The 16,778-nt window shown below is 40.8% G+C and carries 15 protein-coding genes; 8 read left to right on the top strand and 7 right to left on the bottom strand.

Annotated features, from left to right (window positions below; all coding sequences use genetic code 11):
* Nucleotides 1-29: 29 nt before the first annotated feature.
* The 3 genes from H5162_RS18810 to H5162_RS18820 all read right to left on the bottom strand — a co-directional run bounded on the left by H5162_RS18810 (nt 30) and on the right by H5162_RS18820 (nt 2,425).
* Nucleotides 30-1,811: an alkaline phosphatase gene (locus H5162_RS18810; RefSeq protein ID WP_182779298.1), complete on the bottom strand. Its 1,782-nt coding sequence runs from the start codon at nt 1,809-1,811 to the stop codon at nt 30-32.
* Nucleotides 1,812-1,890: 79 nt separating this feature from the next.
* Nucleotides 1,891-2,235, bottom strand: a complete 345-nt coding sequence (locus H5162_RS18815) for a rhodanese-like domain-containing protein (RefSeq protein ID WP_182732369.1) — start codon at nt 2,233-2,235, stop codon at nt 1,891-1,893.
* A 1-nt stretch (nt 2,236) separates the two neighbouring features.
* Nucleotides 2,237-2,425 carry a DUF2892 domain-containing protein gene (locus H5162_RS18820; protein ID WP_149983085.1) on the bottom strand — a complete coding sequence of 63 codons (189 nt, stop codon included), beginning with the start codon at nt 2,423-2,425 and terminating at the stop codon, nt 2,237-2,239.
* Between the two features lie 130 nt (nt 2,426-2,555).
* Between H5162_RS18820 and H5162_RS18825 the strand changes: the two genes are divergently transcribed.
* Genes H5162_RS18825 through H5162_RS18835 form a run of 3 tightly spaced genes read left to right on the top strand, consistent with a single transcriptional unit; the run spans nt 2,556 to nt 7,201 of the window.
* Nucleotides 2,556-2,858, top strand: a complete 303-nt coding sequence (locus H5162_RS18825; protein ID WP_149983086.1) for a metalloregulator ArsR/SmtB family transcription factor — start codon at nt 2,556-2,558, stop codon at nt 2,856-2,858.
* Between the two features lie 4 nt (nt 2,859-2,862).
* Nucleotides 2,863-6,150 (top strand): efflux RND transporter permease subunit, encoded by a 3,288-nt coding sequence (locus tag H5162_RS18830; protein WP_182779299.1) that lies wholly within the window; start codon nt 2,863-2,865, stop codon nt 6,148-6,150.
* Nucleotides 6,140-7,201, top strand: coding sequence for an efflux RND transporter periplasmic adaptor subunit (locus tag H5162_RS18835; protein ID WP_182779300.1), 1,062 nt, complete (start codon nt 6,140-6,142; stop codon nt 7,199-7,201). The genes H5162_RS18830 and H5162_RS18835 overlap by 11 nt, the downstream gene beginning before the upstream one ends.
* Here H5162_RS18835 and H5162_RS18840 read toward each other — a convergent pair.
* Nucleotides 7,194-7,871 carry a nitroreductase family protein gene (locus H5162_RS18840; RefSeq protein ID WP_145241949.1) on the bottom strand — a complete coding sequence of 226 codons (678 nt, stop codon included), beginning with the start codon at nt 7,869-7,871 and terminating at the stop codon, nt 7,194-7,196. The genes H5162_RS18835 and H5162_RS18840 overlap by 8 nt on opposite strands.
* 557 nt (nt 7,872-8,428) lie before the next feature.
* Between H5162_RS18840 and H5162_RS18845 the strand changes: the two genes are divergently transcribed.
* A complete protein-coding gene (locus tag H5162_RS18845; RefSeq protein WP_145241947.1) occupies nt 8,429-9,310 on the top strand; it encodes an ABC transporter ATP-binding protein in 882 nt (293 codons plus the stop codon).
* Nucleotides 9,311-9,320: 10 nt separating this feature from the next.
* Nucleotides 9,321-12,899 (top strand): M1 family aminopeptidase, encoded by a 3,579-nt coding sequence (locus tag H5162_RS18850; RefSeq protein WP_182760411.1) that lies wholly within the window; start codon nt 9,321-9,323, stop codon nt 12,897-12,899.
* Nucleotides 12,900-12,954: 55 nt separating this feature from the next.
* Here H5162_RS18850 and H5162_RS18855 read toward each other — a convergent pair whose 3' ends face one another.
* The gene (locus tag H5162_RS18855) at nt 12,955-13,329 is read right to left on the bottom strand and encodes a DUF5329 domain-containing protein (protein WP_145241943.1); all 375 of its coding nucleotides are present in this window, start codon (nt 13,327-13,329) and stop codon (nt 12,955-12,957) included.
* 212 nt (nt 13,330-13,541) lie between these two features.
* Nucleotides 13,542-13,730 (bottom strand): hypothetical protein, encoded by a 189-nt coding sequence (locus tag H5162_RS18860; protein WP_182760410.1) that lies wholly within the window; start codon nt 13,728-13,730, stop codon nt 13,542-13,544.
* A gap of 192 nt (nt 13,731-13,922) precedes the next feature.
* Here H5162_RS18860 and H5162_RS18865 point away from each other — a divergent pair, with 192 nt between their 5' ends.
* The 3 genes from H5162_RS18865 to H5162_RS18875 all read left to right on the top strand — a co-directional run bounded on the left by H5162_RS18865 (nt 13,923) and on the right by H5162_RS18875 (nt 15,686).
* On the top strand, nt 13,923-14,237 hold the full coding sequence (locus H5162_RS18865) for a Bor family protein (RefSeq protein WP_145241939.1): 315 nt from the start codon (nt 13,923-13,925) through the stop codon (nt 14,235-14,237).
* Nucleotides 14,234-14,563 carry a Bor/Iss family lipoprotein gene (locus H5162_RS18870; protein WP_145241937.1) on the top strand — a complete coding sequence of 110 codons (330 nt, stop codon included), beginning with the start codon at nt 14,234-14,236 and terminating at the stop codon, nt 14,561-14,563. Before H5162_RS18865 ends, H5162_RS18870 begins: the two co-directional genes overlap by 4 nt.
* A 229-nt stretch (nt 14,564-14,792) precedes the next feature.
* Nucleotides 14,793-15,686, top strand: coding sequence for an aldo/keto reductase family oxidoreductase (locus H5162_RS18875; RefSeq protein ID WP_182760409.1), 894 nt, complete (start codon nt 14,793-14,795; stop codon nt 15,684-15,686).
* 133 nt (nt 15,687-15,819) lie between these two features.
* On the opposite strand, the gene H5162_RS18880 is transcribed toward H5162_RS18875, so the two are convergent.
* On the bottom strand, nt 15,820-16,497 hold the full coding sequence (locus H5162_RS18880) for a TorF family putative porin (RefSeq protein WP_145241933.1): 678 nt from the start codon (nt 16,495-16,497) through the stop codon (nt 15,820-15,822).
* Nucleotides 16,498-16,778 lie beyond the last annotated feature (281 nt).

A 16,778-nucleotide genomic window follows, 5' to 3' on the forward strand; every position in this document is an offset into this window, starting at 1 on the left:
CTAAACATTTTTCCTAGCACCTAGAATCTTTACCCTTGTATTACTGGCTGACCTGCTAGCATACGTAGTTCTTTACTGCGCTCGGTTTGCATTTCGTATGAAGCGGTTTTAATGCTGCTCACGTAATTCCACTTAGCGGTGGCTTGCTCAGGGGTAAAGGTCACGGTTAAGTAACCTCTATCGACTAAGTTGTTATAGATAAGATCATTGACTAATAGTGCAATAACTTGCTCCATTTGTGCCGTAACTTCAGGTCCTTGTGTATTCAGCGCTAGGTATTCTTCAAGACCAGGCGAAGACACCGAAGAGGTAGCAAATTCTACACCGGCATTTTGTGACGCTGCAATTGGGTTTGCAGCATCAGTAACTAATTGCCCAGCCCAACCGTTATGAGTATCACCCGCTAAAACCACTAAGTTCTTTTGTGCGGCAATGGCAGTACCAAGCAGCACTTCACGTTCGTAGGCGTAACCATCCCATGCATCTAAATTGTATGGTGCAGTAGTATCAACTCGAGCGCGTTCCGCATCAGTAACACTTGGATCGCCTGCAAGCACGCGGCCTTTGATTTGTGCAAGTTCAGCAAATAATGCCGATGCTTGTGCTAATAATGCATTTGTGTCGCCGCCATTTGCTTGACTTATTTGTAAGCTCACTAGTAGTTGCAGTACTTCAAACGGCAAATGCATTTTGGTCATCAGTACTTGTTGGCCAAGTACCTGCCATTTTGAGTTTGATGTTGTCATGCCATCAGTGAGCCATGTTAGCTGCTCATTGCCAAGTAATGCGCGCGATGGTGAGCTTAGTGCGTTTGCAAAATCACTTTGTCCTTGTGCACTGGTTAGGTCAAAATCAGCATAGTTTAGCTGTTCATCACGGGCGAGTACACGCGTGTCTAGCATGTATAAAGAGACTAAATTACCAAACTCAAAGCGACGGTAAATTCGTTCTTTATCAGCTACATTACGAATTGGCATCCATTCAAAATAGGCCTGTAGGGCATGTAGCTTACGTTCGCTAAATTCACCTTCGCCTTTATTATGGTTTTCTGCGCCATTTCGCCATGTGTCATTGGTAATTTCGTGGTCATCCCACACAGTAATAAATGCACAGTTACTATGCGCAGCTTGTAAGTTTGAATCAGTACGATAGTGGGCATAGCGGTTACGGTAATCAGCTAAGCTAATTATTTCGTCACTGTTATCTTCTGGCAGTAAACGGCCTAAAATACCAGCATCTTCAGTAGCGTAGCCATCATTGCCGTATTCATAGATGTAATCACCTAAATGCAATACAGCGTCTATGTCTGTTTGCTTGGCTATTTCACCATACACATGGAAAAAGCCTGCGGGGTAGTTGGCACACGATATAACAGCAAATTTCACTTTATCAATACTGCCTGTTGGTAGTGTTTTACCTGCACCAATAGGTGAGGTTTTGCCATTCGATTTAAAGCGATAATAGTAAGTGGTGTTGGCGTTTAAGCCTTGTAAGTCGACTTTTAAGGTGAAGTCTGTAGCTGCACTTATATGTGTTTCACCATTGTGGCTGATATTAGCAAAGTTAGGGTCGGTTGCTGCTTGCCATTGTACTTTAATGCTGGTGGTTGTTGGATCTAGAGGGGTTAAACGAGTCCACAGAATTAGGCTGTCAGCTAATGGATCACCACTGGCAACACCATGAGCAAAGCTTACGTCAAGAATGTCGTCATCTTCATCATCAAACCGACAAGCTGTTAATCCTAATGACAAAACGGCGACACCAAATCCTGCCGCCGAGGCTTTTAAAAAATTTCTTCGTGTAAACGTCATTGCTCTGTACCGCTAAATTTAAAAGTAAGAGCTTATCCGACCAGTATGACTTTTATGTGAAGCTGTTATGCCAATTGCATTAAAATACTTGGCAAACCTGTTCTGCATTACAGGTAATAACGGTGACGTTTTCATAACCAACGCGGGTAAGTGCTTCAGCGCTTAATGTTGCGCGTGCGCCACTGGCGCAGTGTAAGTAAATTGGCCGAGCTGGGTCTTTTTCGATTTCCATTAACTTCATTTCTAGTAAACCTCGGGGAATATTAATTGCGCCGATAGCTGCTTTTGCCGCATGTTCGGCGGGTTCACGTACGTCAATTAATAGCCCTTTGTTGTCAGCAATTTCTTGCTTGGCCTGTGTAGCCTCAATTCGGCGTTGATTTGGCGTAATTATTTTCATTAGATCTGGGATTGAAGTAAGCATGTTATTCCTCGAAACCTAGTTTTTTTAAAAGAGTGATCATCGGGCACCATTTACTAAATGCTGATTGAATTAAGTTTAGAGCAATAAACACTGTAAACCAAATCCACAATGGATCATGAAATTGCTGTAGTAACAATGATATGCAAATCATTACACCTGCTATCAAGCGAAGAGCATCGTTTAGTTTCACGGTTAACCTTAGTAATAGTGACTGTTACTATTTAATATATTAGATAAAGCTACATTAGTAAATTATAATATTAGACTTTTCTAATATAGCTAACTATAATCTGCTGTACTTTGAATATAAGAGTGGAACTATGACTATCGACTTTGCAGCTATGGCTAATAACGTAGAGCATGCTGAGCAGCTATTAAAAATTTTAGCAAATAAAAACCGTTTAATGATTTTGTGCTCTTTGCAGGGGCGTGAAATGAGTGTTTCTGAATTAAATGCGGCTGTACCATTGGCACAGTCTGCTTTATCGCAGCATTTGGCTGCACTACGAAAAGCAAATATTGTTAGTACTCGTCGCGAAAGCCAGACCATCTATTATCGGGTGATTAACGACAACGCACAGGCTATGTTAGCCACGCTCTATGGTTTATTTTGTAAGGAATAACCAAATGGATAAGCTCGACAGTGCAGTAAAAAATAGTCTTAACGGGCGTATTCCTATCATTATTTTTGTAATGGCTGTGTTGCTTGGCATTATGGCTTTACAGCAAACTCCCCGTGAAGAAGAACCGCAAATAGTGGTGCCGATGCTGGATATTTATGTCTCAGCTCCTAACATTGAAGCTCCCGAAGTGGCAAGGCTGGTCACGCAACCACTCGAAAAGTTATTGGCGCAATTACGCGGTGTTGAGCATATTTATTCAACCACACAAAGTAATGGCACTGTGGTGACATTGCGCTTTACTGTGGGTCATGATCGTGAACAAGCAATCCTCGATACTTACGCCAAACTATATAGTTATCAACATACCATGGCGTCAGTTATTAGCTCATGGCAGGTGCGCCCGGTCGAAGTAAATGACGTGCCGATTGTGATGCTAGGCTTATTTAGTAAAGATCCTAAATTATATAACGACTATGAGTTAACCCGTTTTGCTAACGAAATTGCGAATAGTTTACAGCGCATAGAAAACACCAGTGAAGTTAAAGTGATTGCTGGGCGCAAACGCACTTTAACGGTCAATTTAGATGCGACGGCCCTAGCAGCTCATCAAACTACGCTCAGCGATGTTTATTATGCACTGAGTGTATCTAATCAATTATCTCAGGTTGGCAGTGTTGTTAATGCAGAGCAACAAATCATGCTACAAGCTGGTGATGTGTTACGAACAAAAGCCGCGATTGAGCAGCTTGTTGTAAATGTTATTAACGGCAAAAGTGTTTATTTAAAAGATATTGCAAAAGTACTCGATGGACCAAGTGAGCCTGAAAATTATCAGTGGCTAGCGCAATCTGATACCACACAAGAGCATCCTTTAGTTACCTTAAGTGTTGCTAAAAAAGCGGGCACAAATGCAGTCGCGGTCGCAAATGATGTACACGCAATGATGGCTGATTTAAAAACTAATTTTTTACCTTCGCAAATAGATTACACAATACTTAGAGATTACGGGCAAACCGCTAACGAAAAAGTGAATAATTTAACCTCAAGCTTAGTGTTTGCGGTATTTACCGTAGTGATTTTTGTTGGCGTGTTCTTAGGCTGGCGACCCGCTATCGTTGTTGGTTTAGCTGTGCCAATTTGTTATGGCATAACCTTAAGCCTCGATTTTGCGTTTGGTTACACCATCAACCGAGTAACGTTATTTGCATTGATATTATCACTGGGCTTGCTGGTGGATGATCCGATAACGGGCATTGATAATATTAGCCGTTTTTTACAAAACAAAGGCAATAAAAAACAACAGATTGTCGCTGCAATGAGCGAAATACGTGGTGCATTATTAATGTCGACACTGACCATCATGGTGGCTTTTATTCCTTTGGCTTATATCACTGGCATGATGGGCCCATATATGGCACCAATGGCATTTAATGTGCCTGTAAGCGTGATGGTCTCAACCATTGTGGCATTCTTTGTAACTCCTTGGCTTGCCATGAAGTTATTAAAAGAACCGGTTGTTGAGCACAATGATTTAACTTCCCCTAAAGTAGCTATTTATGAACGCTTATTAACGCCTTTACTGGCCAGTAAAGGGCGCGCAAAACTGATTTTATGGGCAACCTTAGGATTATTTATTATCAGTGCATTGCTGCCCGTGATGCGAATGGTGCCGCTGAAGTTATTGCCGTTTGATAATAAAAATGAACTACAAGTACTGATAGATATGCCCGAGGGGACGAATCTGGAGCAAACAACACTGACCGTTCGTAAAGTACAAGCTATAACATGGCAGCTTAGTGAAGTAAGTGAAATAGCTGCGTATGTTGGGCAACCATCAAGCATGGATTTTAATGGTATGGTGCGCGGTTATTATCGCCGTGAGGCCGCTAATTTAGCTGAGCTTAGAGTATTACTATTAGACAAAGCGCAGCGCGAGCAACAGTCTCATGGTGTCGTGATGCGTTTACGTAAACAGCTTGAGCCATTGGCCGTTAACGGCATTGTGATAAAAGTGGTTGAAGTTCCACCCGGGCCGCCAGTATTTAGCACCTTAGTGGCTGAAGTGTATCGTGATCCGTTTGTTGATACGCAAACCCACCATCAAGCGGCTCAACAAGTTGCACAACGACTGAAGCAAGAGCCCCATGTGGTTGAAGTTGATACAAGTATTGCAGCCATGGCACCGATGCAGCGCTTTATTACCGATAAAGCCAAGGCGGCTTTGTCGGCGGTATCAACACAAGATATTGCCAATACATTAACGATTGCATCTGCGGGTAAAAATGTGGGCGTAATGTATGTCAGTGGTGAAACGCAGCCCGTTGAGATCAAAATGCAATTACCATATCAGCAGCGAAACCAATTAGCGCAACTGCTTGCTATACAAATCAGAGGTGATAGAGAGCTGGCAAAATCAACTAATGAGTTTGGTTTAACTAGTGCGCCACGACCGTTGGTGGCTTTATCTGAGCTGGGTGAATTTCATAACCTAAATGTCGCAAAACCGATTATGCGTAAAGACCAACGCGAGGTTGTATACGTGATGGCAGAGCTTAATGGTCGTACTCCTGCAGAAATCATTGCGGACGTAAACGCTGATTTAAATGTAAGTAGCGATGATTTTGAGCAAACAAATTGGTTAGCCCGCAGCTTTTTTAATAACGGTGGAACTCAGGCTTGGCAATTACCACAAGGCACGCATGTAACGTTTAGTGGTGAAGGTGAATGGCGGATCACAATTGATGTGTTTAGAGATATGGGAATTGCGTTTGCTTTTGCGTTAACCGCCATTTTTATTATTTTACGAATACAAACGCAATCTGCCAGTTTATCACTGATTATTATGTCGGCTATTCCACTTACTGTGATTGGTATTATGCCGGGTTTTTGGTTATTAAATCAGTTTGGTGAGCGCTCCATAGCCGGTGCTCCAGAGCCTGTGCTATTCACCGCAACAGCGATGATCGGCATGATAGCACTTGCTGGTATTGTGGTGCGTAACTCGCTTATTTTAGTTGAGTTTATTAATCAAGCTCGCGGGCAAGGGATGGCAATAAAAGCGGCATTGATTGCCGCAGGCACAACGCGGATGCGGCCAGTATTACTGACTGCTGGCACAACTTTATTAGGCAACTTAGTGATTACGTTAGACCCCGTATTTAGTGGTCTTGCTATCGCTATTATTTTTGGCATTGTGGCATCAACATTGTTTTCGTTGTTTGTGGTGCCGCTAGTTTATTATTTAGTGTTTGCGAACACACAAACAACCGAGGATGAAGCTCATGCAAGGTAAATCAAAACTGTTCGGCTCAATCATTGCGTTGTTAGTGATTATTGTTGCTGTGCTTTATATGGCAGGCAGCTTTTCAAATAAACAAGCCGCAGGAAATAAACCCGTATTAGCAACGACATATGAGGGAAAAGTCGCTACCGTTGAGCTGACGGCGATCAAGCGCAGTGAAGATGTTCCCGGTACTGTGATTGCAAAACAAAACACGCAAATTTCGTCACGAGTGATGGCACAAGTGGAACGTTTAAATGTACGTGCTGGTGATAGTGTTGTGCAAGGCGATGTTCTCATTACTTTGCAGCAAGACGATTTTAAAGCGCAATTGGCACAAAGTGATGCGCAAATAAAAGCCATTCAAGCGTCACTTACACAAGCTGATAAACAGCTTAAGCGCGTAACTGACTTATATTCACAAGGGTTGGTATCGGTTAGTGATAATGATGAGGCAAAAGCGAAATTTGATAACTTAACCGCAAGCTTAGCTGTTGCCAAGCAACAGCAAACCCAAGCACAAGTCGCACTTGAATTTACCCGTATAAAAGCGCCCATTTCTGGAGTTGTTGTAGAGCGGTTAGTTGAACCAGGTGATACCGCAGTGCCTGGTTCACCTTTATTGGCACTTTATAATCCACAACAATTACAGCTTGAATTTAATGTGCGAGAACGTCAGGCAATTAGCCTCACACTGGGTCAAAGCTTAACGGTCAGTTTGCCTTCACTTAATATAACCGCTGTTGCGGTGGTGAGTGAAATTGTTCCGATTGCCGATAGTGCTGCACGTAGTATGTTAATTCGTTTAGAGTTGCCAACACAATCAAACTTGATGCCTGGTTTATATGGACAGCTTCACTTGCCACTGGATACCGAGCAAGGAATTTTAATTGAGCCAAGTTGGGTGCATGAGTACGGTCAATTAGCCATGGTATATGTTATTAACGAGCAAAAGATTGAGCGCCGCTTTGTTCGTTTAGGGGAGGTGATTAATGCTAAACAGCATATTATCGCCGGGCTTAACGCCGGCGACACATTAGCGGTGGATTTTAAACCTAAATGAAGGTCGCAACTTCATCGAGTGATTTTTTCACCAAGGCATGATTAGGAACAGTAGCATCATCACTTGGGTAACCGGCAATGAGCAGCATATAGGGGCGTTCGTTGTCTTTGTCGCGGCCACAAATGTCGGTTAAAAAGCTCATTGGTTTAGGTGTGTGAGTCAGTGTTGCAAGCCCTGCGCGATGTAATGCTTGAATTAAAAAGCCGGTGGCAATACCGACTGACTCATGCACATAGTAGTTGGTGTTTTTATCATCAGTATTTAAGCCGCCTTTCTTTTGGCTGAATACGGCAATTAGCCAAGGTGCATGCTCTAAATAAGGTTTGCTGGCATCAGTGCCTAATGGCTTTAGAGCATCTAACCACTCTTCACCAGCGCGGCCTTCATAAAATGAGCGTTCTAATTTCTCGGCTGCTTCACGAATTTGCTTTTTCACATCACTACTATTAATTGCTACAAAATGCCACGGTTGGTGGTTTGCACCACTTGGTGCTGTAGCTGCGGCTTTAATGCAGGTTTGAATAATATCTTTTGGCACCGGTCGGTCGCTAAAACTACGAATTGTATGACGACGTTGGCTGGTCGTTAAAAACTCATTAGCGCGTTCAAGCATCTGTTCATGTGGATATTCAATAAAGTCTGTAAGTGGTTGGTGGTCATGTTGCTGCATGGCTTTTCGCTTCTTATTAAATGTTGATAACTATTTTTATACCCAGTAGCGAGATTAGGTGCAAGTAATATCTACTTTACAGTTATGTTATTTCCTAAAATAATGATTGTTAATTGCACATTGTGTTCACAGATTGTTCAGCTATGTTTTCATACAGTATAGTTCGAAATTAAGAATGCATGGGTAGCTAAAAACAAAGCAACATTATTACAAGCACATGCTTTGAATACTCAGCCGAGCATACCGGCAGTCATTATTTAGACATTCAAAAATCATTAGTGCAGGCAGATTTTGTCGATAACTTAGTTATATAAAGTTATCGCTAGTGCAAACTGATGATGAAAATAACTACTGCAGTATTAAATACAGCTTTGAGTTAGTGTTACTTCAGAATTTAAGTTCACCTCTCCTAAGAGTGAAACCAAGCCGCACTTATTGCGGCTTTTCTGTTTTCATTCTGTTACAAAATTACAACCTCCTGCTATTGTTACTAACTTACTGGTAATGTAACTTACTTCGTATAAATAATTATTATAATCAAATACTAGGAAGTAAAAATGCTATCAATAACTGGGTTATCAAAAACTTACGATAACGGGGTGCACGCACTACAAGGGGTTGATTTATCAATAGGAAAAGGTCTGTTTGGATTACTTGGACCAAATGGCGCCGGTAAATCATCGTTAATGCGTACTGTTGCCACTTTGCAGTCAGCCGATGCAGGTTCTGTGATCTTTGACGGTATTGATGCATTTAAAGACCCACAAGCGCTTCGTCAGCGTTTAGGCTACCTACCACAAGATTTTGGTGTTTATCCGCGAGTTTCAGCTTATGACTTACTTGATCATATGGCTGTTTTAAAAGGGCTCGATAATAAAGCACTGCGTAAAGAGTCGGTTGAAGGCTTGTTGGCACATACAAATTTGTATCAGCATCGTAATAAAGCCGTGAGTGGTTTTTCTGGTGGTATGCGCCAGCGTTTTGGTATCGCACAAGCATTACTTGGTGACCCTGATTTACTGATTGTTGATGAGCCAACAGCAGGTCTTGATCCTGAAGAGCGTAATCGTTTTCATAATTTATTAGTAAGCCTTGGCGAGAAAAAAGTGGTCATTTTATCAACTCACATTGTTGAAGATGTCGCGGAGCTTTGCCCTAATATGGCGGTATTAGCCAGTGGCAAAATTTTACTTGAAGGTAACCCAATAGCACTTACTGATAAACTCCAAGGTAAAATTTGGCAAAAAACAACTAGCCAAACTGAAGCGCAAGAGCTTGAACAGCATCTACCAGTGATTTCAAAGCGTTTATTCGCTGGGCAGACAATTTTAAATGTGTATGGTGAGCAAGCTCCTGAAGGGTTTACTGCTAGTCATGCTAACTTAGAAGATGTGTATTTTTCTACTTTGCATCAGCATCGTAATATCAGTGCAGCGTAGGGGGGATATCATGTTTTTAAATATGCTTACCTTTGAGCTGCGTTATTTTATACGTCAGCCTTCATTTTATGTAACCGCTTTAATCTTTTTTTTAGTGGCTTTTTTTGCAAGTAGCAGTGACAACGTCTTACTTGGTGGCAGCAACGTTAATGTGAATTCACCATTTAGTATCTTGATGCTAGTTAGTATTTTGCTTCAGTTTGCTATTTTTTTAGTGGTAAATTTTGTTGCTGGTTCTGCGATTCGTAATGATGAAACGAATATGTCAGAGCTAGTTTTTAGCAAGCCATTCAAGCCATTAATGTATCAATTAGGGCGCTTTTTAGGTTCGTACTGTGTTGTTGCGCTTATTTTTGCGTTTGTACCGCTGGGAATATATTTAGGATCTGGTTTTGGTTTGCTAGTTGGTTGGCTTGATCCTGAGTTGGTAGGAGATAACAAGTTAGGCTATTACTTAACGGCCTATTTTTATATGGCAGTGCCTAGCTTGTTTGTTTTAGCGGCTATATTTAATGGTGTGGCAACGTATTTTCGCTCAATGATGGCAGTATATCTTACCGCGGTTGCATTTTTAATCGCCTACTCTACCGTATCTGTTTACTTTGATGATTTAGCGTTTCGATGGATAGTGGGTTATGCCGATCCTTTTGCAAGTGGCTCATTACTTGATATTACTCGTTATTGGACTGCGAGTGATAAAAATACTCAAACGTTAGAGCTAACAGGGGTTTTACTATTTAATCGTATATTATGGGTTATATTGGCAGCTGTTATATTTTTTGCCTCAGGCAAGCTGTCATCTCGCATTGTTATCAAGCGCGAAAAGAAGAAACTCGCTGCCTCTAATTTAACTAAACAAAAAGAGGCGGCTCTCATTGCTTCTTCGGTAAATCACAAAGCGAGCGCAAGTTCTTTCAAACAACAGCTATTATTGCGCTGTGCTTTTGAGTTTAAACAAGTTGTTATCAGTGCGCCATTTTTGATTTTAGGTATTATTACTTTAGCTGTACTTATGGTGCCATTACTAGCTCCAGTTGGTTGGTATGGCACAGTTAATTGGCCTGTTACTCAAAACATGGTTGGTATCATTCAAAATGCAATAAGACTATTAATTACTATTGTTATTGTGTACTACAGCGCTGAGCTAGTATGGCGTGAACGCAATAGCGGCATGGGTGATATTGTCGATAGCTTTCCGGTGCATAATAGTGTGTTTTGGGTGTCTAAGCTATTGGCTTTAGTGAGTGTTATTGGTCTGCTTTATATTTTTAGTATGGTACTGACAATTACTGTACAGCTAATTAAAGGACAGTTTAATTTAGAGCTTGGACAATACCTATTTAGGTTAGGTTATTTTGCTTTTTTACCTTTTGTAATGCTCGCTATTCTGGCCTTTTTTCTGCAGATAATCAGTGCTAATAAATACATCGGCATGGGATTATTTGGACTGTATTATTTAGTGTCAATAGTGCTAAGTAATTATGGGTTTAGTCATAATATGTTTCATTTTGCCCAATCAAGTCCTGCTGCTTATTCAGATATTAACGGTTATGGTCATTACTTAACTGGAGTGGCATGGTACACACTTTATTGGGGAGGGTTAAGTGTGGTGCTAGCCGTTATTGGGCTTGCATTGTGGCACCGTGGCCCGTCACAAAGCTTACGCAATCGTTTTGCGCAGTTAAAATATAACTTAGGTCGAAAAGGGCAAGCGGCGGCAGTACTTGGGTTAGTGGTATTTATCGCTGCGGGCGCACAAATTTATTATAATACAAGAGTGCTGAATGATTTTTATACTAAAGATCAACTTGAAAACTTGCAAGTTGAATACGAGCAACAGTTTGTGCAGTATAAAGATGACCCACTGCCGATAATCACTGACGTTGATCTTAATGTTGCGATATATCCACAGCAGCGCAAAATACTCGCCACTGCCAATGTGCTTATTACCAATACTAGTGAGCAAGCAATTAAGCGATTTTTGGTGAGTAAACCGGATAACAGCCCTCAGTGGAGTGTTAAAATTGCCGGAGGGGACATCACTGAACAATTGCCTGACTATAACTCAGCGTGGTTTGAATTTACTCAGCCATTAATGCCTGGTGAAGTGCGCAAAGGTGAGATTTCAGTCGAGCGCAGCCACCAAGGTTTTGCCGATAGCAACACCGATACTAAGCTTGTTGCTAATGGCACCTTTATTGATAATTGGCGCTTATTCCCGCGCTTTGGTTATAACGACAGTTATCAATTAACGGATAAACATGAGCGTCGTAAACGTGGCTTACCTGAGCTACAGCGTGCTAATAAACTTGAAGACACTCAGTATTACAAACAAAGCATGTTTGGCGCGAATGGTGGTTTTATCAACTTTGCTGCAACCATTACTACTGATGAGTCGCAATTTGCAATTGCACCAGGTTATTTAAAAAGTGAAACAGTGACTGACGGACGACGCACGTTCCGTTATGAAATGGATTCACCAATAATAAACTTTTATGCCATTTTATCCGCTCGTTTAGAGTCTAAAAAAATAACGCATAATGGAGTAAATGTTGAAGTCTATTACCATCAAGACCATACGTGGAACGTGGATCGTATGATTGAGTCGGTTACTGATTCAATTGATTATTTTTCTGCGGAGTTTGGTCCTTATCAACATAAGCAAATGCGTATTATTGAGTTCCCTGGTTATGAGTCATTTGCACAAAGCTTTGCTAATACTGTACCTTATTCAGAGCAAATAGGCTTTATTACAGATAACCGAGACAGTACTAAGATTGATGTGCCTTACTATGTTACTGCTCATGAGGTGGCTCACCAGTGGTGGGGGCATCAGGTTACCGGAGCTAATGTGCAAGGTGCTGCAGTATTGTCAGAAAGTTTATCGCAATACAGCGCAATTATGGTACTTAAGAAAAAATACGGTGAGCAAAAGCTACGTAAATTCTTAAAGTATGAACTTGATAAGTATTTGCAAGGTCGCTCGGTTGAAGCGTATCAAGAAATGCCGCTGTATAAAGTAGAAAGCCAAGCGCATATTTATTACCAAAAAGGTTCAGTGGTGATGATGGCCATGCATGATTTGTTTGGTGAGGAGCGTTTAAACAGCATTTTAAAAGAGTTTGTTAGTGACTTTAAATATCAAAGTAATCCTTACCCGACCACGTTAGATTTACTTAGTTATTTGAAACGTGACGCGACTCCCGCAGAGCAAGCGTTCATTGATGATCAGTTTATGTATATCACTTTATATGAGCTGACAATGAAAGAAGCGAAAGTATCTGATGAGGCTGATAGTGATGGCTTGTACACGGTCACTCTAACTGTCGAGGCCGCTAAAAAGCGTGCCGATGGTCAAGGTGAAGAAGCAGAGCAACCACTTGATGAAATGATTGATATTGCATTATTTAACGATGATCCTGAAAACCTACTAGCTGAAGATTTTGTGATTTATTCACAAAAGCACCGGTTAGTAACCGGCACTAACACCATTGAACTAAAAGTGAAAGAAAAGCCGCTTTTCGCAGGGGTTGATCCTTTTGTTAAGTTAATTGATAAAGATAGTGTTGATAACTTGGCTAAGTTTTAGAGTTCGTTAGCTGAGACTTGGTTTATATCCACTTTCACAAGGTGAAAAGCCGCATTTATTGCGGCTTTTCTATTGCTCTAAAACGGGCTAATTCATCAGTTAACCATTTGCTAGCGGTTAATGTGCTACTATCAGGTAAAATAACCGTATAGGCTTTACCACTCCATGAACTTTTGCTGGCAAGGTTGTCAATAAAATCATCAGCGGTTTTTGCATAGCGTTTGGCTTTTCGGTATTTCATGGCTAAATGCTCAGCCGCTTCTTCACTGTTATGTTCATCGCCATTTCGAATAAACGTTGCTTTACTTTGCTTAATAAAACTAATTAAGTGACTGACTTCCTGATCTGCGCTTGCTGCAACACTTAGCCGACTAACGCACAGTAAAAGGCACGCTATAAAAACGTATATATTATGGGGTAAGTGTTTCATCTATAGCCTCATTTAGGTGTAAATTTACCATTATAGGATTGTGATCTGAGCTTTGTTGTTGTGGCACACGGGTTGTATTAACGGTCACACCGCGGGGCTATATTTGTTAAAGCGCAAGACCAAAAGCATTTGTCCGTTTATCATCAATATAAAGCGTTTTTGAGAAACCAAGCTTATAAAGTGCGGTAATAGCTACCTTTTGCCTTGCATCACTACATGCATTGAGTTCCCCTGCAAAAATAATCGGTCCTTGATGTTGTTACATCTTGCGTGAGTGTATGAGCTGTTTCAGTAAAGCCTTTATATTCGTCTGATAATGGTGCTGTGGCCAATGCTGTGATGCTTAGCAAAGCAATGGCAATTGCTACAATAGCAATAAAAGAAAATGATTTTATCTGCATCAATGACCTTAAAGTAATTTGACTAAAAAGAATGTTACTGCATTTTAGGTGCTCTAAATAAGATAAAGTTCCTAAAAAAGCTTGCCAAGCTAATGAATACAGTTTGTTTCTACATTTTCAATACAGTTTCTTACTTTTTTTAGTAGGCATTCATTTTACACTCTGCACCACTAAATTAATCAGGATTAAGTTATGCGAATTTTTTTAATAAGTTTGTTATTTATTGTGCTTGGAGGGTGTTCAGCTGTAACAATCCAACCACAAAAAATGGCTAAACTTAGCTCAAAACCAACTTATCAAGATAGCCGTCCATTTTTTATGTGGGGACTGGTTGGTGAGCAGCGTGTTGATGTAAAAAAGGTATGTGGCGATCAAACTGTGGTGCAAATGCAATCACAACAAACATTTACCGATGGTGCGCTAGGGTTAGTCACGTTAGGTATTTATGCACCACACACAATTAAAGTCTGGTGTCAGGAGCAAGGTAGCGAAGGAGTTGGAATATGAAAAAGTTAACAGGGTTGTTCACTATTGTATTTATTGTCGTGTTAGCGGGGTGTACTAATATTCATTTTGATAACGGTGAATATGATGACTTAGCTGAAAACCATAAAAGTGAGCAATGGCATCACAACTTTGCCGCCGCTCTTTATGAGGGCTCGAATGCGGTTGATTTATCTGAGATTTGCCCTGATCCGCAATGGCAAAGTGTGCACACTTATAAATCATTTACTAATGGCTTAGCAGAACTGGTTGTTAACGAAGTTGGGCCTATTTGGTACCCAAAAACAGTTGAGGTGAGTTGTGCACAGGTACCGTATAAAGTGCAGTAATTTTTAATAATCAAAGATCATGTTAAAGTTGTACTAGTTAAGTACCTTAACCTTATTTAACTCAATCATATAGTTAGCATCGCACTCACTTTTTAATGGGTGCTTTTTCTATACTGGATATATTATCTTCTTCTCTCTATTAAAAGTATATTAAGTTAGTAGAATATAGTCCATTCGTATAGAGGCTGGCATTTTTTAGCATCGTGCACCAAATAGTTGAGAGATAATAATGAACAACGCAGAGCGTAAAATTGACGAACTAGTACTAGGGTTTTGGCGATTATTAGATTGGCAAATTACTCCACAACAGTGTTTAGCTTTTCTCGAGCAAGCAATTGAAGCTGGCGTAAGGCACACCGATCACGCTGACATTTACGGTGGATATGGCTGTGAAGCAGAGTTTGGTAAAACCTTGGCTTTAAAGCCAAGTATTCGAGATGAGATTAGAATTATTACCAAGTGTGGTATTAAACCTGCTTTTGCAAGCTTAGGATTAGCAGGCCAAGCTAATCATTACGATTCGAGTGCCGCACATATTATTAGCTCAGCACAGCAATCGTTAAAGCATTTTAATACCGATAGATTAGATGCATTACTTATTCATCGCCCTGATTATTTGATGAATGCAGACGAAGTAGCTGAGGCATTCACTACTCTTAAGCAAAATGGTGATGTACTCGATTTTGGTGTATCAAACTTTACGCCATCACAACTAAGTTTATTGCAGTCGCGTCTTGATTTTGAATTGGTGACCAATCAAATTGAATTTTCACCGTATGAAATGCAAGCACTTGATGATGGTAGTTTAGACCAATGTCAGTTACTTGATATTAAACCTATGTGTTGGTCACCTTTGGCTGGCGGTCGCATTTTTGCAGAAAATGATGAAAAAGCGATTCGCCTGCGTCAAGTACTTGAGCAAGTCGGTAGCGAAATTGGTGCAAGTTCTATTGATCAAGTGGTTTACGCGTGGTTATTAATGCACCCAAGTTTCCCATCAGTGGTACTGGGTACTGGCAACATTGAGCGTGTTAAATCGGCTGTTGCCGCTAAGCAGTTAAAACTCAGTCGTGAACAATGGTATCGTATTTGGCAGGGTTCAACAGGGCACAGTGTGCCATAGGAGTTGTAAGTTTTAAGCAGTCTGAGTTGAGGGTAAGTCTTGACATAAAATCTGAACTTAGCCGCTTACCGCTTACCAAGATCGAGAAAGGGCCTTACGGCCCTTAGTGTTGCAGCAAGTAACACATTCTTTTTTATAGGCTAAAGTCCATTGAAAAAGCAACGTAAGCCTTAATATCACTGTCATCCATATCGGTATCAGATAGACCAAAAGTGAAGCCATCTTTAGAGATAGATACGCCGTAGTCGATGATATCGTCATCACCAATAAAATCACCAGAGTAGTGACCTAAGTGTAAAGCCATTTCAGTGCCATTAGTACCAACTGCGAAACCGTAATCTGCAGTCAGGTATAACGAATCACCAAAGTCTGTGCCATCACCGCTTGCGGCTGAAGTTGCAAGAACTGATGCGCCAAAGCTAAAGCCACCCATACTGATGCTACCGTAAATTTCAGAAAAATCAGCGTCTGCGCCAGAAGCTGCATCAGGGTAAGCGTAATAGATGTAGCCAACGTCGTAGCTCATATTTTCATTAATATCGCCACCAAAACCAGCATAGAGATCAAGCTCGTAGGTCATTTCATCGGCCCAGCTTGCATTTGAAGCCCAAGTACCAGCATAAAAACCTGATTCGTTGGCATAATCAATACCACCTGAAATTGCAGCATCACCACCGGTTTGTTCTTGACCACGCCATAAGTAGTTTGAAGTTGCTGCGGCATTGGCTGTTACTTCTGCATATGCTGCTGTAGATGTTGCACCCATGAGTACAAGTGTGCTGATCGCAATTGCTGATTTTAGTTTTAACATGTTTGGTATCCTGTTGTTATGCTGATTTTTTGGCTCGCAATTATTAATTAGATTGCAGTCTATAATTGCGGATCCTATTTTTAGTTGTCTACTAGGATAATTGCACTGCTTGTGCCAAGTTAAATGAAAAGCAATAATTTATATTTAAATTACTTTATAAACAAAGGTATAAATATTTATAGTGAAAGGATGAGATTGTTTTTTACGAAGCTTGCGCACTTTATTGGTGCGTAAAAAAACCCGCATGCACAACTCAGTTGCAGCGGGTTTTTGTATTTTTT

The sequence above is a fragment of the Pseudoalteromonas sp. SR41-8 genome (genome assembly GCF_014163915.1).
In the GTDB taxonomy this organism is placed as follows: domain Bacteria; phylum Pseudomonadota; class Gammaproteobacteria; order Enterobacterales; family Alteromonadaceae; genus Pseudoalteromonas; species Pseudoalteromonas rhizosphaerae.

Excerpts from the sequence above, each read along its gene's own strand:
- H5162_RS18835 (WP_182779300.1), top strand. The coding sequence starts at position 6,140 with ATGCAAGGTAAATCAAAACTGTTCGGCTCAATCATTGCGTTGTTAGTG.
- H5162_RS18845 (WP_145241947.1), top strand. The coding sequence starts at position 8,429 with ATGCTATCAATAACTGGGTTATCAAAAACTTACGATAACGGGGTGCAC.
- H5162_RS18825 (WP_149983086.1), top strand. The coding sequence starts at position 2,556 with ATGACTATCGACTTTGCAGCTATGGCTAATAACGTAGAGCATGCTGAG.
- H5162_RS18865 (WP_145241939.1), top strand. The coding sequence starts at position 13,923 with ATGCGAATTTTTTTAATAAGTTTGTTATTTATTGTGCTTGGAGGGTGT.
- H5162_RS18815 (WP_182732369.1), bottom strand. The coding sequence starts at position 2,235 with ATGCTTACTTCAATCCCAGATCTAATGAAAATAATTACGCCAAATCAA.
- H5162_RS18880 (WP_145241933.1), bottom strand. The coding sequence starts at position 16,497 with ATGTTAAAACTAAAATCAGCAATTGCGATCAGCACACTTGTACTCATG.
- H5162_RS18860 (WP_182760410.1), bottom strand. The coding sequence starts at position 13,730 with ATGCAGATAAAATCATTTTCTTTTATTGCTATTGTAGCAATTGCCATT.
- H5162_RS18830 (WP_182779299.1), top strand. The coding sequence starts at position 2,863 with ATGGATAAGCTCGACAGTGCAGTAAAAAATAGTCTTAACGGGCGTATT.
- H5162_RS18855 (WP_145241943.1), bottom strand. The coding sequence starts at position 13,329 with ATGAAACACTTACCCCATAATATATACGTTTTTATAGCGTGCCTTTTA.
- H5162_RS18840 (WP_145241949.1), bottom strand. The coding sequence starts at position 7,871 with ATGCAGCAACATGACCACCAACCACTTACAGACTTTATTGAATATCCA.
- H5162_RS18870 (WP_145241937.1), top strand. The coding sequence starts at position 14,234 with ATGAAAAAGTTAACAGGGTTGTTCACTATTGTATTTATTGTCGTGTTA.
- H5162_RS18850 (WP_182760411.1), top strand. The coding sequence starts at position 9,321 with ATGTTTTTAAATATGCTTACCTTTGAGCTGCGTTATTTTATACGTCAG.
- H5162_RS18875 (WP_182760409.1), top strand. The coding sequence starts at position 14,793 with ATGAACAACGCAGAGCGTAAAATTGACGAACTAGTACTAGGGTTTTGG.
- H5162_RS18810 (WP_182779298.1), bottom strand. The coding sequence starts at position 1,811 with ATGACGTTTACACGAAGAAATTTTTTAAAAGCCTCGGCGGCAGGATTT.